This window comes from Sphaerotilus sp., from assembly GCF_034519685.1.
In the GTDB taxonomy this organism is placed as follows: Bacteria; Pseudomonadota; Gammaproteobacteria; order Burkholderiales; family Burkholderiaceae_C; genus Sphaerotilus.
The window spans coordinates 1-20,568 of the sequence record NZ_JAXHOF010000001.1; the positions used below are offsets into that span (position 1 = coordinate 1).

The window sequence follows — 20,568 nt, forward strand, 5'->3', positions numbered from 1 at the left end:
GAAACCAAGTACCTCTGCATCGCCGACGTGCTGCGTTGAGGCTGCGGCGGCTGCAAACCGCCACCCGCGGCGGCGGCGGCCGTTAGACTGCCGCGCATGCGCAGACATTTCCTCTCCTGGCTGGGCGGCTCCGCCCTCGGCACCGTGCTGGGCGGAGGGCTGGCCGCACCCGCGTTCGCCCAGAAGCCAGCCCGCACGCTGACGGTCGGCATCGTGCCGCAGCAGTCGGCCAGCGAGCTGGCGCGGCTGTGGATCCCGGTGCTGGGCGCCCTGAGCGAACGCTCGGGACTGGCGCTGCGCTTTGCCACCGCGCCGGACATCCCCGCGTTCGAGAAACGCCTGGCGGCCGGCACCTACGATGTGGCCTACATGAATCCCTACCACTACAGCGTCTTCGCGCAGAAGCCGGGGTATGTGGCCTTCGCCAAGGAAAAGGGCCGTCGCCTGCGCGGGCTGGTGGTCGTGCGCAAGGACTCGGCCATCAAGGACATGCGGGAGCTGGCCGGACAGCAGATCGCCTTTCCAGCGCCAGCGTCCTTCGCCGCCACCGTGCTGGTGCGCGCCGAGTTCGAGCGCACGGGCGTGCCGATCAAGCCCGTGTTCGTGAAATCGCATGAATCGGTCTATCTGAACGTGGTGCAGCGCCAGTTCGAGGCCGGCGGCGGCATCACGCGCACCCTGCAGACGATGGACGCCCCCGTGCGGGACGAGTTGCGCGTGCTCTGGCAGACCAAGGACTACACGCCGCACACCTTCGCCGCCCATCCGCGGGTCGCGGCGGCCGACCTGCAAGCCCTGCGGTCGGCCATGTTCACCGCCGACAGCGACCCCCGCGCCCGCAGCGGGCTGGAAGGCCTGGGCTTCAAGGGCTTCGATCCTGCGCAGGACGCCGAATGGAACGACGTGCGCGCACTCGGCATCGACACGCTGGCCGCCCTCCTCAGGGAATGACGCACAGGATGACCTGGAGTTTCCGGCTCAAGACGATCGTCGGCATTGCGCTGATCGAGGGGGTGCTGCTGGCCATCCTGGTCTATACCGGCGTGCGCTTCATCTCGACCACCGCCGAGACAGAGTTCGAACAGCGCTCGCAGGCCACGGTCAAGGCGTTTTCGGTCGTCGCCAAGGACGCGCTGATCGCCAGTGACCTGGCCGCCCTCAACGCCCTGGTGCGCGAGATGCTCACCTACCCGGGCGTGGTGTTCGCCCGCGTGCGCGATGAATCCCAGCAGACCCTCGCCCAGGCCGGCGATGCCCAGCGGCTGCTGACCGCCGAGGCCGCCAGCACCGGGCTCGACAAGGTGCAGGACGGCGTCTACCGCCTGAGCAACGACATCGTCGTCGACGGCCAGAACTTCGGGCGGGTCGAGATCGGACTGTCTGCCACCGATGTCCAGAGCCTCAAGACCACCGCCAGCCGCTACGGGCTCGGCCTGGCGGCGCTGGAGATGCTGCTGGTGGGCCTGTTCTCCTGGGCACTGGGCGCCTACCTGACCCGCCAGCTGGGCGAGCTGGCCAATGCCGCCAAGCAGGTGGCCAGCGGCGATCTGGGCTACCAGATGCCGGTGCGCGGACAGGACGAGCTGGCCGACACCGCCCGGGCCTTCAACCGCATGTCGCTGCGCCTGGGCGACAACTACACGGAACTGCAGCGCAGCGAGCAAGGCATGCGCCTCGTGCTGGAGAACATCCAGGACGGCATCCTGACGCTCGACCGCAACCTGCGGATCCTGACCATGAGCCCGGCCGCCCAGCGCATCCTGCACCGGCAGGTCTCGCAGTCCGAAGGCACCTTGCTGGCCGAGTGCTTCACCCCGCGCGCCTGGTCGCAGCTGTGCGACACGCTGGTGCTGGACGACGCTGCACTGCTCGGCGAGCCGCTGGTGCTCGACGGCGTGCTGCCGGACGGGGTGCTGGTGCCGCTGGAGGTGCGGCTGACCCGGATCGAGGGCCCTGGCGCCGCCACGCTGCTGGTCGTCCTGCGTGATGTGAGCGAGCGGCTGGAATCCGAGCGGGCGCTGCGCCTGCGCAGCCGGATCATCGACGCGATCGGCATCGGCGTGCTCATCGCGGACGCCCGCAAGCCCGACCAGCCGATCCTCTACACCAACGTCGCCTTCGAGCGCATGACCGGCTGGCGCTTCGAGGAAGTGGTGGGCCGCAACTGCCGCTTCCTGCAAGGCCCGGACACGGACCGCGCCGAGATCGCCCGCCTGCGGGTCGCGATCGACCAGGGACGCGACATCGAAGTGCTGCTGCGCAACTACACCAAGGACGGCCGACCGTTCTGGAACGCGCTGCGGGTGATGGCGATCTACGACGCCGAGGGGCAGCTGTCGCATTTCTTCGCGCTGCAGGAGGACGTGAGCGCGCGGATCGACTCCCAGCAGCAGATCGCGCGCAGCGAGGCCCAGCTGCGCCGCGTGCTCAACGCGACCCACGACGGCATCATCGTGATCGACGAGCGCGGCACCATCGAGACCTTCAACACCGGGGCCGAGCAGATGTTCGGCTACGAGGCCAGCGAGGTGCTGGGGCGCAACGTTTCCCTGATCGTGCCGCAACCCCACCAGCGCCAGCACGACGCCTACCTGTCGCGCTATCTGCAGACCGGCGAGTCTCGCATCATGGGCACCGAACGCGAATTCGAGGCCCAGCGCAAGGACGGCGCGGTGGTCTGGATCGCACTGCGCATCGGGCCGCTGGACGAGGCGGGGGCGCCGCCGGTGTCGGCCGACGGCCGCCGGCGCTTCATCGGCGTCATCCACGACATCACCGACCGCAAGCGCGCCGAGATCGAGCTGCGCCACGCCAAGGAAGCCGCCGAGGACGCCGCCAGCGCCAAGTCCGAGTTCCTGGCCAACATGAGCCACGAGATCCGCACGCCGATGCATGGCGTGCTGGGCGCCATCGAGATGCTGCAGGACACGCCGCTCAGCGGCCAGCAGGAGCGCTTCCTGGAGACCGCGCGGACCTCCGCCTCGCTGCTGCTGGGCGTGATCGACGAGATCCTCGATTTCTCGCGCCTGGAGGCCGGCAAGCTGCGCATCGAGGCACTCGATTTCGACCTGCGCCGCACGGTGGAGGACGTCACCGCCATGCTCGCCCAGCGCGCGCACGCCAAGAAGCTGGAGCTGGCCTGCTACATCGCGCCGGGCGTGCCCGAGATGGTACGCAGCGACCCGATCCGGCTGCGGCAGATCCTGGTCAATCTGGTCGGCAACGCCATCAAGTTCACCGAACGTGGCGAGGTCGTCGTCAGCGTCGGCGTGGCGCCGGAGGAGGCGGGCGGGCTGGTGCTGCGCTTCGAGGTGCGCGACACCGGCATCGGCATCGCCAAGGACAAGCAGCCCACGCTGTTCCAGCCCTTCACGCAGGCCGACAGCTCGACCAGCCGTCGTTTCGGCGGCAGCGGCCTGGGGCTGAGCATCGCGCGGCGGCTGGTGGAGCTGATGCACGGTCGCATCGGGCTGGACAGCGAGGAGGGCCAGGGCTCGCGCTTCTGGTTCACGCTGCCGATGCTGCTGTCCGGTCAGTCGCTGCGCACGCCGGACAGCCGCAATTTTCCGGGCACGCGGGTGCTGGTGGTCGACGACAACGCCACCAACCGCATCATCCTGCACCGCTACCTGAGTTCCTGGAGCAGCCAGTCGAGCAGCGCCGCCAGTGGCGAGGAGGCCCTGGCCAAGCTGCAGGATGCCGCCATTTCAGGTCGCCCCTACGAGGTCGCCCTGCTCGACCTGAACATGCCCGGCATGGACGGCTACACGCTGGTGCGGCGCATCCAGTCCGATCCGGCGCTGGCCGTGATGCCGCTGATCATGCTCAGCTCGTCCGTGCAGGACCCGGAGCGCATGGCGGGCCTGCGGGTCGACATCTGGCTGGACAAGCCGGTGCGGCAGTCGGACCTGCACGACGCGATCTCCACGGTGCTGCACCGCGATGTGCCGGTGCCGCAGATGCCCGATCGGCGGGTCGCGGTGCAGTTCAACGGCGAGCGCGTGCTGCTGGTCGAGGACAACCCGATCACCCAGGAGGTCGGCGCCGAGATGCTGCGCAAGCGCGGCCTGGCGGTGACGCTGGCAGAGGACGGCATCAAGGCCGTGCGGACGATCCAGGAGCAGTCCTTCGACGCGGTGCTGATGGACATCCAGATGCCGGGGATGGACGGATACGCCGCGACGCGGGCCGTGCGCGAGTGGGAGCTGCTGAACAGCCACCCGCGCACGCCGATCATCGCCCTGACGGCGCACGCCCTCCCCAGCGACCGCCAGAAATGCCTGGCCGCCGGGATGGACGACTACCTCGTCAAGCCCTACAGCACGGAAGCGGTCAGCACGGTCATCGCACGCTGGCTGATGCCACCGGGCAAGCTCGCCGCCAGCAGCGCGCATCCCGGGGCCGCGGCCAACCCGTCCGCCCCGACCCCTGACACCGCGTCCAGCCTGATCGACCCGGAACGCTATGCCCAGGTCTGCGCCATCATGGGCAACGCCATGGCGACGCTGCTCGACAAGGTGCTGGAGACGCTGGACAGCGAGATCGCGCAAACCCGTGCAGCGGCCGCGGCGGGTCAGGCGGATACTGTGCGCGAGCTGCTGCACCGCCTGAAGAACACCGCTGGCGACATCGGTGCCATGCATCTGCACGAACTGGCGGCACAATTCGAACGCGACATCACAAGGGAGAACGCGCCAATGCCCGACATCGGCCCACTGGAATCCGCCTGCACGGCCACCATGGCGGCCGTGCGCCGCTTGATCCACGAATTGCCCCCGTCTTGATGCCCATGAGCTTTCCTGCCCAGACCGCCGTGCCCGGCGCCAGCGGCACCCACGGCGCCCGCATCCTGATCGTCGACGACGAAGGGGTCACGCGGATGATGATCCGCCGCGTGCTGGAAGACTACGGCTACCGCGTGCTCGAAGCCCAGGACGGCCAGACCGCCACCCTGCTGTGCGACAGCGAGTCGCCCGATCTCGTGCTGATGGATGTGCGCATGCCGGTGATGAACGGCTTCGACGCCTGCCGCAGCATCCGCCGCTCGCTGCGCAGTGGCCACACCCCCGTGCTGATGCTGACCGCGCTCGACGACGTCATGGCCGTCACGCTGGCCTTCGAGGCGGGCGCCACCGACTTCGTCACCAAGCCTATCAACTGGGCCTTGCTGGCACAGCGTGTCCGCTATGCGCTGCGCACCAGCCTCACCGAGCGGGAGCTGCGCGAAAGCCAGCTCGCACTCGCGCGGGCGCAGAAGATCGCGCGGCTCGGCCAGTGGCGGCTCGACTTCGACACCGGCCGTGTCCACTGTTCACGCGAGCTGCGCGACATGCTGGGCCTGACCACGCCGGACCAGCTCTCGGTGCGCGAGGTGCTGGCCAGCGTCTTCGTCGAGGACCGTGCGCGTCTGCACCGCTTCACGCGCGACCTGCGGCTGACGCAGCGCGAGCGCGAGGTGGAAATCCGCGTCAACGGCCCCGCTGCGCCGGCGAAGTTCCTGTTCCTGTCGGGCGACGTGATGCTGGACGAGGCGGGCAAGCCCTGCGCGATCTTCGGCGTGGCCCAGGATGTCTCGGAGCGTCGCCACGCCGAGGCCCGCCTGAGCTACTACGCCCATTTCGACGAGCTGACCGGGCTGCCGAACCGGGTGCTGTTCCGGGACCGGGTGAGCACAGCCGTGACCGCGGCCATGCAGGGCGGCCGCCCGTTCGCGGTCATGAACATCGAGGTCGACGTGCTGCAACGCACGCAGGCCTCGGTGGCACAGGCCGCCAGCGACCGCATCCTCAAGGCCGTGGCCCTGCGCCTGGCCTCGGTGCTGCGCGACCGGGACTCGCTCTGCCGGCTGGAGGGCGACAGCTTCGCCCTGCTCGTCACCGACGTGGAAAACGAGCTGGAGGTGGCGGCCAGCGCCAAGCGGCTGGTCGATGCGTTCGCGGTGCCGCTGCCGGTGGACGACTGGGAGCTGCTCGCCGCGGTGCACATCGGCGTCGCGCTCTACCCCTCGGACGGGCAGGAAGTGGACACGCTGCTGCAGCACTCCGGTGCTGCCCGCAGCCGGGCCCGCGAGACCACCGGATCGGGCTACCACTTCTACACCGCCGACATGCACGACCGCGTGATCAACCGGCTGAACACGGAGGTGGCGCTCTACCGCGGGCTGGAGCGGGGCGAGTTCGAGCTGCACTACCAGCCCAAGGTCGATCTGCGCTCCGGGCAGGTGACGGGTGTGGAGGCCCTGCTGCGCTGGAACCGGCCGGGCATGGGGCTGCAGATGCCGGACCAGTTCATCGACATCCTGGAGCAGACCGGGCTGATCATGGAAGCTGGCGACTGGGTGCTGCGCGAGGCGTGTGCGGCCATCCGGTCGATGCCGCTGTCGCTGGCGGTGAACATTTCGCCACGGCAGTTCCTGCACCCGAACCTGGCCGACCGGCTGATCCGCATGCTCGACGAGATCCAGTTTCCGGCCGACCGGCTGGAGCTGGAGATCACCGAGCAGATCGTCGTCGAGGACGAGGAGCGCGCCATCGCCACGCTGCACGACCTGGCCAGCCGTGGCATCCGGGTGGCACTGGACGACTACGGCACCGGCTTCTCGTCGCTGCAACGGCTGAAACGCCTGCCGCTGCACACGCTCAAGATCGACAAGTATTTCGTCATCTCGCTCGTGAACAGCAAGGCGGATGCGGCCATCGTCCGTTCGACGATCGACCTCTGCCACCAGCTCGACATCCATGTCGTTGCCGAGGGGGTGGAGGACGATGTCGCCATGGGCATGCTGCGCGACTACGGCTGCGACGTGGCACAGGGCTATGGCATCTGCCGGCCCCTGTCGAAGCCACGCCTCGTCGAGTGGATGGCCAACGCGACCGTCGCGTCGCTGACCGGCACGGGGCACCACACCTTCCGCCCGGTGTGGTGAGCCGTACCGGAGGCGGGACCGGGCCGTGCTGCGTCAGTCGTCGTTGGCAACCGGCGCGCTGCCCCGCTCCAGCCGATCGGCAAATCCCTGCCGCCCCAGACCACGGCGCGCAGCCGCAGCCGACAGCGCCAGCTTGAGCAGCTCCTCGGGCTGGCGGCTGTCGGTCGGGTAGTTCGCCAGCCCGGTCGACACGGTCACCACCGCGGTCTGTGCACTCACCATGAACGGCTCGCGCAGCAGCTGCGACAGTTTCTGCGCGACGCGGTCGCCGTCCTGCGGCGCTTCCAGCCAGGTCAGCACCACGGCAAACGCGTCCGGCGCCAGCGCGGACACCACATCGCTCGCCCGCAGTCCCGTGCGCAGCCGCACCGCGAGCTTGCGCCGCAGAGCCTGTGCAGCGGCCACGCCAAGACGGGCCTCCGTGCTCGCGAGCCCCTCCACCCGCAGCACCAGCAGCGCCATCGGCGCCGGTTCGCGCTCGCGCAGCGCGCACAGCTGGTGCAGCAGCTCCATCAGCTGGACACGGTTGGGCAGCCCGGTCGCCAGATCGATCGACCAGGCGCGGCGCAGTTCCTGCTCCTGGCGTTTGCGCTCGATCGCCAGACACAGGCTGCGGCCGATGGATTCATCGTCGGACTGCTCGGACGGCAGCACATCCTGCACCCCCGCCCGCAGCAGGCTGAGCATCAGCTCGCGCGACGGCCTCGGCGTGCGCACCACCACCGCTGCCGCCAGCACGGCCTGCGTCCACGCCGCCCAGTACGGCAGCGTCTTCGCCTGCGCCTCGTCGGTGCAGGAAATCAGGATCGCCTCGGGCGTGGACTCCGCCAGTGCCGCCTGTGCCAGCTCCAAGGTCGGACACAGGCGCCAGACACAACGCCCGAAACGGGAATCCGAGGCCTGAGGCGCATCGGCACCGACGTGGAGGACAGAGATGAAAGCACTCATGAAACGCTCGGAAGTGGTGCCGGGATCATGCAATAAACCTGTCTGTACCAAGGTTGGAATTGGCAGGCATAGCCCGTGCAATACCGCACAGACCATGCGAGAAACAGGGAGATTCTCGCAATTTCGGACGTGGATAGTTCACAACCGGCGAAAAACCGCTGGATGCCCCCTGGGGTGTCTTGCCTGCCCATGACAAGGCCGGTACGATCGCCGCCTTTGCCTTGACCCACGACAACATGACCCTCGACTGGATTCACTTCACCCCTGGGGCCGCACTGGCCGGAGGCGCCCTGATCGGCTTGGCTTCCGCCCTGTATCTGCTGGGCAATGGCCGCATTGCAGGCATCGCGGGTCTGGTCGGAGAGCCGCTGTCCGCCCTGCTGCGTGGTCGCCCGCTGGCCGTGCACGCCACCCGGCTGCTGTTCCTGCTGGGTCTGCTGCTGTCACCGTGGCTGTGGCAGCTGGCCGCGGAACTGCCGGCACGCCAGGCGGGCACCTCCACCGTCGGTCTGGTCATCGCGGGACTGCTGGTGGGCTTCGGCTCGCGGCTGGGCAACGGCTGCACCAGCGGTCACGGCGTGTGCGGGCTGAGCCGGCTGTCGGGTCGCTCGCTGGTCAATGTGCTGGTGTTCATGGCGGCGGGCTTCGCCACCGTGGCCGTCACCCGCCACCTGCTGGGATGAGCGCCATGTCCAACATCACCCCCCTGCGCGCCGTGTCCGCGCTCCTGGCCGGACTGGTCTTCGGCATCGGCCTGATCGCCGCCGGCATGACGCAGCCGCTCAAGGTACAAGCTTTCCTCGACCTCGGCGGCGCCTGGGATCCCAGCCTGGCGCTGGTGATGGGCGCGGCCGTGGCGGTCGGCCTCGTCAGCTTCGCCTGGGCCCGCAAGCGTGGCAAGACTCTGGACGGCGAGACCATCGACTGGCCCCGCGCCACGCAGATCGACGGCCCGCTGGTGCTGGGGGGTGTGCTGTTTGGCGTGGGCTGGGGCATCGGCGGCTTCTGCCCGGGGCCGGCGATCGTCGCGCTGGGCAGCGGCTGGGGCGATGCGGGCATCTTCGTGGCGGCCATGCTGGTCGGCATGGCCGCGCACGACCGGTTCAAGCGCTGACCGTCCTCAAGCGCTGACGGCAGCCGCCTGCACCGGCTGCGGGGACGGCGTCTGGATGCGGTCCAGCGCCGCTTCCAGCGCGGCCACGCTGCGGTCGATGTGGTGCAGCTTCTCCAATCCGAACAGGCCGATGCGGAAGCTGCGGAAATCCGCCGGCTCGTCGCACTGCAGCGGCACGCCCGAGGCGGTCTGCAGGCCCTGCGCAATGAACTTCTTCGCCGACTGCAGGTCCGGATCGGTCGTGTAGCTCACCACCACGCCCGGCGCCTGGAAGCCTTCGGCCGCCACGCTCGGGAAACCTCGGCGCACCATCAGCTCGCGCACACGCCGGCCGAGTTCGAGCTGCTGTGCCTTGAGGTACGCGAAGCCGTCAGCGCGGGTTTCTTCCATGGCCTCCAGGCACTTGGTCAGCGCGTCGGTCGGCATGGTGGTGTGGTAGATGTGGCCGCCGCCTTCGTAGGTCTCCATGATCTGGAGCCACTTCTTCAGGTCGCAGGCAAAGCTGGTGCTGGTCGTGCCATCAATGCGCGCACGCGCCAGCTCGCTCAGCATCACGAACGCGCAGCACGGCGAGCCGCTCCAGCCCTTCTGCGGCGCGCTGATCAGCACGTCCACGCCGGTCGCCGCCATGTCCACCCACATCGCACCCGACGCGATGCAGTCCAGCACGAACAGGCCGCCGACGGCATGCACCGCGTCTGCCACCGCCTTCAGGTAACCATCCGGCAGGATCATGCCGCTGGCGGTTTCGACGTGCGGCGCGAAGACGACGCCGGGGCGGAACTCGGCGATCGCCGCCACCACCTCGTCGATCGGGGCCGGGGCGAACGGCGCCTGCGCACCGCTGGCGACCTGGCGAGCCTTCAGCACGCGGGTCTCGGACGGGATGCCGCCCATGTCGAAGATCTGCGACCAGCGGAAGCTGAACCAGCCGTTGCGGATCACCAGCACACGCTGCTGCGTGGCGAACTGGCGGGCGACGGCCTCCATGCCGAACGAGCCGCTGCCGGGCACGACGATGGCCGAGCGGGCGGTGTACGCCTCCTTGAGCACGCCGGCGATGCCGCGCATGACGCCCTGGAAGCGCTGCGACATGTGGTTGAGGGCGCGGTCGGTGTAGACGACCGAGTATTCGAGCAGGCCGTCGGGATCGACGTGGGGCAGCAGACCGGGCATGGGACAGGCTCCGTGAAGAGGGGGTATGTTGTTTGAAAATGCTTTTCTGAGCGAGGAAGCATTCAACCACAGCGACCCGCCGACTCGCCATGGCAATGACCCCGACCCCGTCGCGGCCCGTCTGGCTCAGCCCTTCTTCGCCACCAGCGTCAGGATGTCGTAGCTCGCCACCAGCTCCCCGTGCTGGTTGCTGACCTCCACGTCCCACGCCACCACCCCCTGCCCCACACCGCTCGGATCGACCCGGTTGCGGTCGATCTTGCGCTTGCAGGTCAGCCGCGCGCGGATCGTGTCGCCGATGGCCACCGGCTTGACGAAGCGCAGCGTGTCCAGCCCGTAGTTGGCCAGCACCGGCCCCGGCGCGGGCGAGACGAACAGCCCGGCGGCGGCCGACAGCACGAAGTAGCCGTGTGCGATGCGCTGGCCGAACTGCGTTTCCTTGGCCGCGATCTCGTCGAAGTGCATGTAGAAGTAGTCGCCCGAGATGCCGCCGAAGTTGACGATGTCGGCCTCGCCCACCGTGCGACGGTGGGTCAGCAGCGACTCGCCGATCTGCAGATCCTCGAAATGGCGCCGGAACGGATGCACCTCGGTCTCGATCACCCGGGCGCCCCGCACATGCTCGCCCGTGACCGCCGCCAGCATCGTCGGCGAGCCCTGCACCGCCGTGCGCTGCAAGTAATGCTTCACCGCGCGCACGCCGCCGAGTTCCTCGCCGCCGCCGGCGCGGCCCGGGCCACCGTGCTTGAGCACCGGCAGCGGCGAGCCGTGGCCGGTCGATTCCACCGCCGATTCGCGGTCGAGGATGTGCAGCCGGCCGTGCAGCGCCGCCGCTTCCGGGATCACGCGGGCGGCGACCTGCGGATCGCGCGTCACCAGCGTGGCCACCAGCGAGCCGCGGCCGCGTGCGGCCAGTGCCACCGCCTCGTCCAGCCCGTCGTAGGCCATCAGCGTGCTGACCGGGCCGAACGCCTCAACATCGTGGACCGCGTCGTGCGCCATCGGCTGACGGCACAGCAGCAGGGTCGGCGCGAAGAAGGCGCCGCCCGCCGTGCCCTCGCCCACCGGCCGGACCGCGTCCACGCCGCCGCAGACCAGCTCGGCGCCGTCCGCCAGCAGCATCGCCACGCGCTCGGCCACGTCGGCCTGCTGCGCATGCGAGGCCAGCGCGCCCATGCGCACGCCCTCGACCGACGGGTCACCCACGACCACCTTGGCCAGCCGCGCCTTCAGCCGCTCGGCGACGGCCTCCAGGTGCTGCCGGGGCACGATGGCGCGGCGGATGGCGGTGCATTTCTGCCCCGCCTTGACCGTCATCTCGCGGGCGACTTCCTTGACGAAGAGGTCGAACTCCTCGTCGTCCGGTGTCACGTCCGGGGCCAGGATGGCGCAGTTGAGCGAGTCGGCCTCGGCGTTGAACGGGACCGCGTGCCGGACCAGGTTCGGATGGACACGCAGCCGCGCCGCCGTGTCGGCCGAGCCGGTGAAGGTCACCACGTCCTGCCCGTTCAGGCGGTCGAGCAGGTCGCCCGTGCCGCCGATGACCAGTTGCAGCGCGCCGTCCGGCAGGATCCCCGACTCGACGATCAGCCGCACCGCCGCTTCGGTGACGTAGCTGGTCGCCGTGGCCGGCTTGCCGATGCAGGGCATGCCGGCGAGGAAGCTCGGCGCGAACTTCTCCAGCAGGCCCCAGACGGGGAAGTTGAACGCGTTGATGTGCACCGCCACCCCGCGCCGCGGCACCAGGATGTGCGTGCCGGCAAAGCCGCCCTTCTTGCCCAGCGGGATGGCCGGGCCTTCGTGGACGACATTGCCCGAGGGCAGCTCGTTGCTGCCGAGGCTGGCGTAGGCGAACAGCGTGCCCGCGCCACCCTCGATGTCGATCAACGAGTCGGCCCGCGTCGCCCCGGTGTGCGCGGAGACAGCGTAGAGCGGCTCCTTGCGTTCCATCAGGAACTTGGCAAGCGCCTTCAGCCGCTGCGCGCGCTGCTGGAAATCCAGCGCCAGCAGGTTCGGCAGACCGACCCGGCGGGCGTGGTCCACCGCCTCGGCGAAGTCGATCGCCTCGGCGTGGGTGGTCGCGACGACGTGACCGTCGAGGGCGCTGCGCAGGGGCTGGGCGGGGGACTCGCCGACCCAGCGGCCGGCGATGTGGCTTTGCAATGTCACGGTCATGTGCGGTTCCGGCGCCTTCGACTTACTTGACGATCGACCAGGCGCCGTTCTCGATCTTGACCATCACGCGGGCGCGCTGGTCGAGGCCGAGGTGGTCCTTGGCCGACATGTTGAAGATGCCGTGCGCGCCGGGCACCTCCCTGACCGACTCCAGCGCATCACGCAGCGCAGCGCGGAACTCCGGCGTGCCGGGCTTGGCCTTCTTCAGCGCGGCGGGAACGGCTGCGGCCATCAGCACGCCGGTGTCCCAGGCATGGGCGCCGAAGGTGGAGACGGTGCCCTTGCCATACGCTGCCTCATAGGCACTGACATAGGCCATGGCCGACTTCTTCACCGGATGGCCGTCCGGCAGTTGTGCGGCCACCAGCACCGGGCCGGCGGGCAGGAAGGTGCCTTCGACATCCTTGCCGCCGACGCGCAGGAAGTCGGCATTGGCGACGCCGTGGGTCTGGTAGAACTTGCCGGTGTAGCCACGCTCCTTGAGCGCCTTCTGCGGCAGCGCGGCCGGCGTGCCCGAGCCGGCCACCAGCACCGCATCCGGCTGTGCCGACATCAGCTTGAGCACCTGCCCGGTGACCGAGGTGTCGTTGCGGGCATAGCGCTCGCTGGCGACGATCTTGAGCCGCTTCAGCTCGGCGGCCTTGGTGAACTCCTGGAACCAGCCTTCGCCGTAGGCGTCCGCGAAGCCGATGAAGGCCACCGTCTTCACGCCGCTGTTGGCCATGTGCTCGGCGATCGCCAGCGACATCTGGATGTCGTTCTGCGGCGTCTTGAAGACCCAGCGCTTCTTGGCGTCCTGCGGCTCGACGATGCGGGCGGAAGCCGCCATCGAGATCATCGGCGTCTGCGCTTCAGACACGGCGTCGATCATCGCCAGCGAGTTCGGCGTAGTGGTCGAGCCGAGGATGATGTCGACCTTGTGCTCGGTGATGAGCTTGCGGGTGTTGGCCACCGCCGCCGTCGTGTCCGAGGCGTCGTCGAGCACGATGTAGTTGACCTTCTCGCCCGCGATGGTCTTGGGCATCAGCGCGACGGTGTTCTTCTCGGGGATGCCGAGCGAGGCGGCCGGGCCAGTGGCCGACACGGTGACGCCGACGGTGATATCGGCCAGGGCGGCGGCGCTGGTGAGTGCAGCGGCCAGCAGGGTCAGGATCTTGTTGAGCTTCATCGGGATGTCTCCTCTTTGGGTCGGGGTCGGGGTCAGGATCGGGGTGAAACTGGGGCCAGGGAAATCTGGTGGAGTCCACCAAAGAACAGGTCCGCCACGATCGGCGCCATCTGGTCGTAGCCCAGCCGCCCGTCGGGCTTCAGCCAGGTGAACATCCAGTTGATCATGCCGAACAGCAGCATCGAGACGGGGGTGGCGAGGTGGGCGTCCTTGAACTCGGGGCGCAGCTCGACCAGCGTGCGCGCGAAGCCGTCCACCACCTGCCGCTCCATCACCAGCACGCGCGCACGGTCCTCGGGCTCCAGGAAGCGCACATCCTCGGTCAGCACGCGGTGGGCGTGCTGGGCGTGGGCGTATTCCTCGACGAAGCGGACGATGAGCCGGTGCAGACGCGGCTCGGCGGGCAGGCCTTCGGCCTCGATGCCCCGCACCAGCTCGGCCAGCCGGGCCACATGCCCCTCGGCGATCTGCACCAGCAGCGCGTACTTGTCGCGGTAGTAGTGGTAGAGCGTCGGCTTGGACAGCCCGCAGGCTTCGGCGAGCTGGTTCATGGACGTGGCCGGGTAGCCGCGCTGCGAGAACAGCTCGGCGGCGTGCGCGAGGATCATCTCGCGCTGGTCATCGTAGGCAGGGGATCGTGTGCGGGCCACAGGGGTCGGTTCAGCGTTCGTCGTAGGAAAGCACGACCCGCTCCGTCAAGGGATGCGACTGGCAGGTCAGCACGAAGCCGGCAGCCACCTCGCTGGCATCGAGCGCGAAGTTGCGGTCCATCCGCACCTTGCCCTCCAGCACCTTGGCCCGGCAGGTGCAGCATACCCCCGACTTGCACGAGAACGGCACGTCCAGCCCGGCCGCGGCGGCCGCGTCCAGGATGCTCGGATCGGTCTTGCGGAAGGCGATCTCGCGCTTCAGGCCGTCGCGGATGATGACGACGCTGGCGTTGTCCGCGTCTTCCGGGCGGACCTCGTGGACCGGCGCCTCGCCCGGCTTGGCCGCCGGCACGCCGAAGCGCTCGACATGGATGCGCTCGGCCGCGACGCCCGCCGTCTTCAGCGCAGTTTCCACATCGTCGTTGAAGCTGTACGGCCCGCAGACGAAGACCTCGTCGATCGACGCCGCCGGCACCAGCACGCGCAGGAAGGTCGCGAGCTTGTCGGCGTCGAGCCGGCCGGTGTTGAGCGGCGTGTCGGTGTGCTCGTCGGAGAAGACGTTGTGCAGCACCAGCCGGGTCAGGTAGCGGTTCTTCAAGTCCTCGATCTCCTCCTTGAACATCGTGGACTTCTGGCTGCGGTTGCCGTAGATGAGCGTGAAGGTGCTGCCCGGCTCGCGGGCCAGCACGCTCTTCATCAGCGACAGGATCGGCGTGATGCCGCTGCCGCCGGCGATGCCGACCACATGGCGGCGCGCCGAAGCGTCCAGCGGCACCGTGAAATGGCCCTGCGGCGGGAAGACCTGCAGCGTGTCGCCCGGCTGCAGCCGCTCATTGACCCAAGTCGAGAACACGCCGCCCGGCACCTTGCGCACGCCCACGCGCAGCGCGGCGTCGTCCAGCCCCGCGCAGATCGAGTACGAGCGGCGCAGGTCCTGGCCGTCGATGTCGCCGCGCAGCGTCAGGTACTGGCCGGGCTGGAAACGGAAGGTCTCGCGCAGGTCGTCGGGCACGTCGAAGGAAACCAGCACGGCTTCTTCGGTGTCGGCTTGCACGGCGCGCACGCGCAGCGGGTGGAAATGCAGGCTCATGGCGTTCTCGGATGGCTCAGATCGGCTTGAAGTGTTCGAAAGGCTCGCGGCAGCTCAGGCAGCGGTAGAGCGCCTTGCACGCGGTCGAGCCGAAGGCGGACAGGCGCTCGGTCTGCGCACTGCCGCAACGGGGACAGGCGATGGCCGCGGCCGCCGTGCGGCGCACCAGCCGGATCGGCACGTCCGCACCAGCGGCGACCGGGCCGGGTGGCGCGATGCCGTATTCGCGCAGCTTGCGGCGGCCGTCCTCGCTGATCCAGTCGGTGGTCCAGGCCGGCGCACGCTGCAGCGACAGCCGCACCGGGCCGAGGCCGGCAGCGACGAGCGCAGCGCGGGCGTCCTGCTCGATCTGCTCGGTGGCGGGGCAGCCGGAGTAGGTCGGCGTGAGCACGACCTCCAGCACGCCGTCCTCGCCGCGCCGCACGTCGCGCACGATGCCGAGGTCGCACAGCGAGATCGCCGGCACCTCCGGATCGGGCACCCCATGCAGCACCGCCCAGGCGCGGGCGATGTCGCCGCAGGCGTCGAGCACCGGCGTGCTCACCACGCGCCCCCGGGGAAGCTGCGCTGCAGGGACTGCATCTCGGCCAGGATGAAGCCCATGTGCTCGCTGTGGACACCGCGCTTGCCGGTGGTCAGGAAGGTGGAGGCCTTGGGCGCCTGCAGGCCGGCTTCCGCCAGCAGCGCCAGCATCTCGGCCTCCCAGTCCTCGCGCAGATCCGACCAGCGCGGCCCCAGCCCGCAGGCGGCGGCGGCCTCGTCCACTGCATCGGCGTCGAACAGCTCGCGGCCGTAGCGCCAGAGCGTGTCCACGGCGGCGGCCATGCGGCGGTGCGACTCGTCGGTGCCGTCACCCAGGCGCACGACCCAGTCGCCGGCGTGCTGCTCGTGGTAGCGGGCTTCCTTGACCGCCTTGCCAGCGATCGCGGCCAGCTCGGTGTCGCTGGAGGCGGCCAGCCGCGTCCACATCAGGCGCAGGAAGGTGGCGACCATCGCGTTGCGCAGGACCGTGAAGGCGAAGTCGCCGCGGGGCAGCTCGACCAGCGTCGGGTTCAGGTAATCACGCTCGTCACGCAGGAAGGCGAGCTGGTCCTCATCGAGTGCTGCGGCGCCACGCTCGGCACCGAGCTGACCGGCGCGCGTCAGCAATGCCCGCGACTGGCCGATCAGGTCGAGTGCCATGTTGGTCAGCGCGATGTCCTCTTCGAGGATGGGCGCGTGGCCGCACCACTCGCCCAGGCGCTGGCCCAGGATCAGGCAGGTGTCGCCCAGGCGCAGCAGGTACTGCACGGACGGGTCGCGGCTGGGTTGCACGGAGGCAGCAGTCATGTCGAAATCCTCTGGCTCAGGTCGCGGTGGGTCATGGTCACATGTGGTCCACGGACTCGGGCAGCACGTAGAAGGTCGGGTGGCGGTAGACCTTGTCCTCCATCGGATCGAAGTACATGTCCTTGTCGCCGGGATCGCTGGCCGTGATCTGGTCCGAAGGCACCACCCAGATGCTCGATCCTTCCTGACGCCGCGTGTAGACCTCGCGGGCCATCTGGATCGCCAGCTTGGCGTCGGGGGCGTGCAGGCTGCCGCAGTGCTTGTGGTCGAGTCCGGCCTTGCTGCGGACAAAGACTTCCCACAGAGGCCATTCGTTCTGAGTTGTCGTGGTCATGCGGATGCCTTCAGAGGTTGAGATTGCTTGCGGGCATGGGCCAGCGCGGCCTCGCGGACCCAGGCGCCATCGTCCCAGGCCTTGACGCGCATGCCCAGTCGCTCGCGGTTGCAAGGGCCGTCGCCGCCGACCACGCGCCAGAACTCGGCCCAGTCGATCGGGCCATGGTCGTGGTGACCCCGTTCGGCGTTCCATTTCAGATCGGGGTCCGGCAGCGTCACGCCGAGCACCTCGGCCTGCGGCACGGTGGCGTCGATGAACTTCTGGCGCAGGTCGTCGTTCGAGATGCGCTTGATGCCCCAGCGCATCGACTGCGCCGAGTTGGGCGACTGGTCGTCCGGCGGGCCGAACATCATGATCGACGGCCACCACCAGCGGATCACCGCGTCCTGCACCATGGCCTTCTGGGCCTCGGTGCCGTTCTGCATCATCACCAGCAGGCTGTCGTAGCCCTGGCGCTGGTGGAAGCTCTCCTCGCGGCAGATGCGCACCATCGCCCGCGCATACGGCGCATACGAGCAGCGGCAGATCGGCACCTGGTTCATGATCGCCGCCCCGTCCACCAGCCAGCCGATCACGCCGATGTCGGCCCAGGTCAGCGTCGGGTAGTTGAAGATCGAGCTGTACTTGGCCTTGCCGGTGTGCAGCGCGTCGAGCAGCTGGTCGCGGCTGGTGCCCAGCGTCTCGGCGGCGGCGTAGAGGTAGAGGCCGTGGCCGCCCTCGTCCTGCACCTTGGCCATCAGGATCGCCTTGCGCTTCAAGGTCGGGGCGCGGGTGATCCAGTTGCCCTCGGGCAGCATGCCGACGATCTCGGAATGGGCATGCTGGCTGATCTGGCGCACCAGCGTCTTGCGGTAGTGCGCGGGCATCCAGTCCTTGGCCTCGATGAAGCCACCATCGTCGATGCGGGCGTCGAAGCGCGCTTCGAGCTGCGCTTCCTCGACCGAGCGGACCGCCTTCGGGCTGCCTTCCTCGCGGCCCATCGTGTCCATCGCTTGTGTGTACATGGGGGGTTCCTTTCAGCAGGGGATTCAGCGCTTGCGCTGGTCGATGACGCGGCGGGCCTTGCCGACCAGCGTGCGCTCGATCGAATCGGTGGGCAGCACCTCGACCTTGGTCGAGATGCCCACCAGCGTCTTGATGCGGTGCGTGACCCACGCGACCACCTCCTGGTGGTCCTGCGGCGACAGCACCACGCCCGGCTGCAGCTCGCAGCGCACGCCCACCTTGTCCAGCGGGCCGTCGCGGCTGACCTGGATCTGGTACTGGCCCGAGAGCTGCGGGTGGGCGAGCACGATCTCCTCGATCTGGGTCGGGAAGACATTGACGCCCCGGATGATGAGCATGTCGTCGCTGCGGCCGACGATCTTGCCGATGCGGCGGAACGAGCGCGACGTGGGCGGCAGCAGGCGCGTCAGGTCGCGGGTGCGGTAGCGGATGACCGGCAGCGCTTCCTTGGTCAGCGTCGTGAACACCAGCTCGCCCTCCGAGCCGTCGGGCAGCACCTCGCCCGTCTCCGGGTCGATGATCTCGGGGTAGAAATGGTCCTCCCAGATCACCGGGCCGTCCTTGGACTCGATGCACTCGCTGGCGACACCCGGCCCCATCACCTCGGACAGGCCGTAGATGTCCACCGCGTCGATGCCCGCCTTGCCCTCGATCTCGCGGCGCATGGCTTCGGTCCACGGCTCCGCGCCGAAGATGCCGACCTTCAGCGATGACGCCACCGGGTCGAGCCCCTGGCGCACGAACTCCTCGACGATCACCTGCATGTAGCTGGGAGTGACCATGATGATGTCGGGCTTGAAATCGGTGATGAGCTGGACCTGCTTCTCGGTCTGGCCGCCGGACATCGGGATCACCGTGCAGCCGAGCCGCTCGGCACCGTAGTGCGCACCCAGGCCGCCGGTGAATAGGCCGTAGCCGTAGGCGACGTGGACGATGTCGCCCGCCCGGCCACCCGCGGCGCGGATCGAACGCGCCACCAGGTCCGCCCAGCGGTCGATGTCGCCCTTGGTGTAGCCGACCACCGTGGGCTTGCCGGTCGTGCCCGACGAAGCGTGGACGCGGGCCACCTGCGTGCGCGGCACGGCGAACAGACCGAACGGGTAGTTGTCGCGCAGATCCTTCTTGGTCGTGAACGGAAACTTCGCGAGGTCAGCCAGCGATTTCAGGTCGCTCGGGTGCACGCCCTTGGCGTCGAACGCGGCGCGGTAGTGCGGCACGTTGTCGTAGGCGTGCTGCAGCGTCCAGCGCAGGCGGTCGAGCTGCAGCGCGGCGACTTCGTCGCGGCTGGCGGTTTCGATCGGTTCCAGATCGCCGGGGGCGGGTTGGCGCACGGGCATGGGCAGGGTCTCCTCAGACGGCGGGCGGCACGGTCGGCCGACCCTTCATGCGGTACGAACGGCCGCGGAACACCGCGATGCGCTCGCCGCGCTGGTTGGTCACGTTCACGTCGTACACGCCGGTGCGCCCGGCGAGCGAGACTTCCTCGGCGACGGCGGTGAGCACGTCGCCCTCGCGGCCGGGCGCCACGAAGTCCACCGACAGGCCCGAGGCCACGGTGAGTTCGTTGTACGAGTTGCAGGCGTAGGCGAAGGCCGAGTCCGCCAGCGTCGTGATCAGCCCGCCGTGGCAGATGGCGAAGCCGTTGAGCATGTCGGGGCGCACGGTCATCGTCATCGTGGCGCGGCCCGGGGCGATCTGCGTGACGCGGATGCCGAGCGACTGGCAGGCCAGGTCGTTGGCCATCATCCCGGTGCCGACGTGGTCGGCGGTGTCTTGTGGGGTCATGTCGGAGGGGTGTTCCAGCAATCGGTTCAGCGGTCGGTGAAGGTCGGGGCGCGCTTGGCCATGAACGCGGCCACGCCTTCCTGGTAATCGTGTGCGGCGCCGAAGTGGCGCTGCAGCGTGCATTCGGCGTCGAGGGCTTCGGAGAGGTCCATGCCCTGCGCGGCGTCCATCGCCTGCCGGGTGGCGACCAGCGCGGCGGTCGGCATCGCGGCGAGCCGCTGCGCCAGCGCCTGTGCGTCGGCCTGCAGCGCAGCATCGTCCACACAGCGCCAGATCAGCCCGAGCCGCTCGGCCTCCGCCGCCGGCAGCTTGTCGCCCAGCAGCGCCAGCCCGAGCGCCTGCGCCCGCCCGACCAGCCGCGGCAGCAGCCAAGTCCCGGCCGTGTCCGGCACGAGACCGATCTTGGTGAAGGCCTGGATGAAGCTCGCCGAGCGCCCCGCCAGCACCAGGTCACAGGCCAGCGCCAGATTGGCGCCCGCCCCCGCCGCCACGCCATTGACCGCCGCGATCACCGGCACCGGCATCGAGCGCAGCCGCAGCACCAGCGGGCGGTAGTAATGTTCGATCACATGGCCGAGATCCTTCGGCGCAGCGCCCGGCGTCAGGTCCGGGGCCACGACCGGGTCCGACAGATCCTGCCCGGAGCAGAACGCCCGCCCAGCCCCCGTCAGCACCACGCAGCGCACACCCGCATCCGCCGCGGCTTCGTCCAGCGCGGTGAACAGCTCGCGGTGCAGCGCCGTGGTGAAGCTGTTGAGCGCCGCCGGGCGGTTCAGCGTCAGCGTCAGCACCGCGCTTTCGCGCACCTGGAGCAACAAGGGTTCAGACACGGGACATTCCTTTATTGACCGACCGTTCGGTAGAGA

The 20,568-nt window shown here is 69.2% G+C and carries 18 protein-coding genes; 5 read left to right on the forward strand and 13 right to left on the reverse strand.

Annotated features, from left to right (window positions below):
* Window positions 1–96 precede the first annotated feature (96 nt).
* The 3 genes from U5O44_RS00005 to U5O44_RS00015 are packed head-to-tail and all read left to right on the forward strand — an operon-like array spanning window position 97 to window position 6,925.
* On the forward strand, window positions 97–951 hold the full coding sequence (locus U5O44_RS00005) for a phosphate/phosphite/phosphonate ABC transporter substrate-binding protein (RefSeq protein ID WP_322586416.1): 855 nt from the start codon (window positions 97–99) through the stop codon (window positions 949–951).
* 8 nt (window positions 952–959) lie between these two features.
* A complete protein-coding gene (locus U5O44_RS00010) occupies window positions 960–4,784 on the forward strand; it encodes a PAS domain S-box protein (protein WP_322586417.1) in 3,825 nt (1,274 codons plus the stop codon).
* A gap of 5 nt (window positions 4,785–4,789) precedes the next feature.
* On the forward strand, window positions 4,790–6,925 hold the full coding sequence (locus tag U5O44_RS00015; protein WP_322586418.1) for a two-component system response regulator: 2,136 nt from the start codon (window positions 4,790–4,792) through the stop codon (window positions 6,923–6,925).
* A 33-nt stretch (window positions 6,926–6,958) separates the two neighbouring features.
* Here the strand turns inward: U5O44_RS00015 and U5O44_RS00020 are convergent, their stop codons facing one another.
* Entirely contained in the window at window positions 6,959–7,873 is a 915-nt protein-coding gene (locus U5O44_RS00020; protein ID WP_322586419.1) for a GGDEF domain-containing protein, read from the reverse strand.
* Between the two features lie 236 nt (window positions 7,874–8,109).
* Between U5O44_RS00020 and U5O44_RS00025 the strand changes: the two genes are divergently transcribed.
* A complete protein-coding gene (locus tag U5O44_RS00025) occupies window positions 8,110–8,556 on the forward strand; it encodes a YeeE/YedE family protein (RefSeq protein WP_322586505.1) in 447 nt (148 codons plus the stop codon).
* Window positions 8,557–8,561: 5 nt separating this feature from the next.
* Complete coding sequence (locus U5O44_RS00030) at window positions 8,562–8,987, forward strand: DUF6691 family protein (protein ID WP_322586420.1); 426 nt, start codon at window positions 8,562–8,564, stop codon at window positions 8,985–8,987.
* A 6-nt stretch (window positions 8,988–8,993) separates the two neighbouring features.
* On the opposite strand, the gene U5O44_RS00035 is transcribed toward U5O44_RS00030, so the two are convergent.
* From U5O44_RS00035 to U5O44_RS00090, 12 genes are all read right to left on the reverse strand, one after another.
* Window positions 8,994–10,163, reverse strand: a complete 1,170-nt coding sequence (locus tag U5O44_RS00035; protein ID WP_322586421.1) for a pyridoxal-phosphate-dependent aminotransferase family protein — start codon at window positions 10,161–10,163, stop codon at window positions 8,994–8,996.
* 126 nt (window positions 10,164–10,289) lie between these two features.
* Window positions 10,290–12,338, reverse strand: coding sequence for a phenylacetic acid degradation bifunctional protein PaaZ (gene paaZ, locus U5O44_RS00040; protein WP_322586422.1), 2,049 nt, complete (start codon window positions 12,336–12,338; stop codon window positions 10,290–10,292).
* Window positions 12,339–12,360: 22 nt separating this feature from the next.
* Window positions 12,361–13,506 carry an ABC transporter substrate-binding protein gene (locus tag U5O44_RS00045; RefSeq protein ID WP_322586423.1) on the reverse strand — a complete coding sequence of 382 codons (1,146 nt, stop codon included), beginning with the start codon at window positions 13,504–13,506 and terminating at the stop codon, window positions 12,361–12,363.
* Window positions 13,507–13,538: 32 nt separating this feature from the next.
* Window positions 13,539–14,156 (reverse strand): TetR/AcrR family transcriptional regulator, encoded by a 618-nt coding sequence (locus tag U5O44_RS00050; protein ID WP_322586424.1) that lies wholly within the window; start codon window positions 14,154–14,156, stop codon window positions 13,539–13,541.
* 10 nt (window positions 14,157–14,166) lie between these two features.
* Window positions 14,167–15,246 carry a 1,2-phenylacetyl-CoA epoxidase subunit PaaE gene (paaE, locus tag U5O44_RS00055; protein WP_322586425.1) on the reverse strand — a complete coding sequence of 360 codons (1,080 nt, stop codon included), beginning with the start codon at window positions 15,244–15,246 and terminating at the stop codon, window positions 14,167–14,169.
* A gap of 16 nt (window positions 15,247–15,262) precedes the next feature.
* Window positions 15,263–15,790, reverse strand: a complete 528-nt coding sequence (gene paaD / locus U5O44_RS00060) for a 1,2-phenylacetyl-CoA epoxidase subunit PaaD (protein ID WP_322586426.1) — start codon at window positions 15,788–15,790, stop codon at window positions 15,263–15,265.
* A complete protein-coding gene (paaC, locus tag U5O44_RS00065; protein WP_322586427.1) occupies window positions 15,787–16,575 on the reverse strand; it encodes a 1,2-phenylacetyl-CoA epoxidase subunit PaaC in 789 nt (262 codons plus the stop codon). Before paaC ends, paaD begins: the two co-directional genes overlap by 4 nt.
* A 37-nt stretch (window positions 16,576–16,612) precedes the next feature.
* Window positions 16,613–16,909, reverse strand: coding sequence for a 1,2-phenylacetyl-CoA epoxidase subunit PaaB (gene paaB, locus U5O44_RS00070; RefSeq protein WP_322586428.1), 297 nt, complete (start codon window positions 16,907–16,909; stop codon window positions 16,613–16,615).
* Window positions 16,906–17,916 (reverse strand): 1,2-phenylacetyl-CoA epoxidase subunit PaaA, encoded by a 1,011-nt coding sequence (paaA, locus tag U5O44_RS00075; RefSeq protein ID WP_322586429.1) that lies wholly within the window; start codon window positions 17,914–17,916, stop codon window positions 16,906–16,908. Before paaA ends, paaB begins: the two co-directional genes overlap by 4 nt.
* Before the next feature lie 24 nt (window positions 17,917–17,940).
* Window positions 17,941–19,254: a phenylacetate--CoA ligase PaaK gene (gene paaK / locus U5O44_RS00080; protein WP_322586430.1), complete on the reverse strand. Its 1,314-nt coding sequence runs from the start codon at window positions 19,252–19,254 to the stop codon at window positions 17,941–17,943.
* A gap of 13 nt (window positions 19,255–19,267) precedes the next feature.
* Window positions 19,268–19,702: a hydroxyphenylacetyl-CoA thioesterase PaaI gene (gene paaI / locus U5O44_RS00085; protein ID WP_322586431.1), complete on the reverse strand. Its 435-nt coding sequence runs from the start codon at window positions 19,700–19,702 to the stop codon at window positions 19,268–19,270.
* Between the two features lie 26 nt (window positions 19,703–19,728).
* A complete protein-coding gene (locus U5O44_RS00090) occupies window positions 19,729–20,532 on the reverse strand; it encodes an enoyl-CoA hydratase-related protein (RefSeq protein ID WP_322586432.1) in 804 nt (267 codons plus the stop codon).
* Between the last annotated feature and the right edge of the window lie 36 nt (window positions 20,533–20,568).

Excerpts from the sequence above, each read along its gene's own strand:
- U5O44_RS00005 (WP_322586416.1), top strand. The coding sequence starts at position 97 with ATGCGCAGACATTTCCTCTCCTGGCTGGGCGGCTCCGCCCTCGGCACC.
- U5O44_RS00010 (WP_322586417.1), top strand. The coding sequence starts at position 960 with ATGACCTGGAGTTTCCGGCTCAAGACGATCGTCGGCATTGCGCTGATC.
- U5O44_RS00015 (WP_322586418.1), top strand. The coding sequence starts at position 4,790 with ATGAGCTTTCCTGCCCAGACCGCCGTGCCCGGCGCCAGCGGCACCCAC.
- U5O44_RS00020 (WP_322586419.1), bottom strand. The coding sequence starts at position 7,873 with ATGAGTGCTTTCATCTCTGTCCTCCACGTCGGTGCCGATGCGCCTCAG.
- U5O44_RS00025 (WP_322586505.1), top strand. The coding sequence starts at position 8,110 with ATGACCCTCGACTGGATTCACTTCACCCCTGGGGCCGCACTGGCCGGA.
- U5O44_RS00030 (WP_322586420.1), top strand. The coding sequence starts at position 8,562 with ATGTCCAACATCACCCCCCTGCGCGCCGTGTCCGCGCTCCTGGCCGGA.
- U5O44_RS00035 (WP_322586421.1), bottom strand. The coding sequence starts at position 10,163 with ATGCCCGGTCTGCTGCCCCACGTCGATCCCGACGGCCTGCTCGAATAC.
- paaZ (WP_322586422.1), bottom strand. The coding sequence starts at position 12,338 with ATGACCGTGACATTGCAAAGCCACATCGCCGGCCGCTGGGTCGGCGAG.
- U5O44_RS00045 (WP_322586423.1), bottom strand. The coding sequence starts at position 13,506 with ATGAAGCTCAACAAGATCCTGACCCTGCTGGCCGCTGCACTCACCAGC.
- paaE (WP_322586425.1), bottom strand. The coding sequence starts at position 15,246 with ATGAGCCTGCATTTCCACCCGCTGCGCGTGCGCGCCGTGCAAGCCGAC.
- paaC (WP_322586427.1), bottom strand. The coding sequence starts at position 16,575 with ATGACTGCTGCCTCCGTGCAACCCAGCCGCGACCCGTCCGTGCAGTAC.
- paaB (WP_322586428.1), bottom strand. The coding sequence starts at position 16,909 with ATGACCACGACAACTCAGAACGAATGGCCTCTGTGGGAAGTCTTTGTC.
- paaA (WP_322586429.1), bottom strand. The coding sequence starts at position 17,916 with ATGTACACACAAGCGATGGACACGATGGGCCGCGAGGAAGGCAGCCCG.
- paaK (WP_322586430.1), bottom strand. The coding sequence starts at position 19,254 with ATGCCCGTGCGCCAACCCGCCCCCGGCGATCTGGAACCGATCGAAACC.
- paaI (WP_322586431.1), bottom strand. The coding sequence starts at position 19,702 with ATGACCCCACAAGACACCGCCGACCACGTCGGCACCGGGATGATGGCC.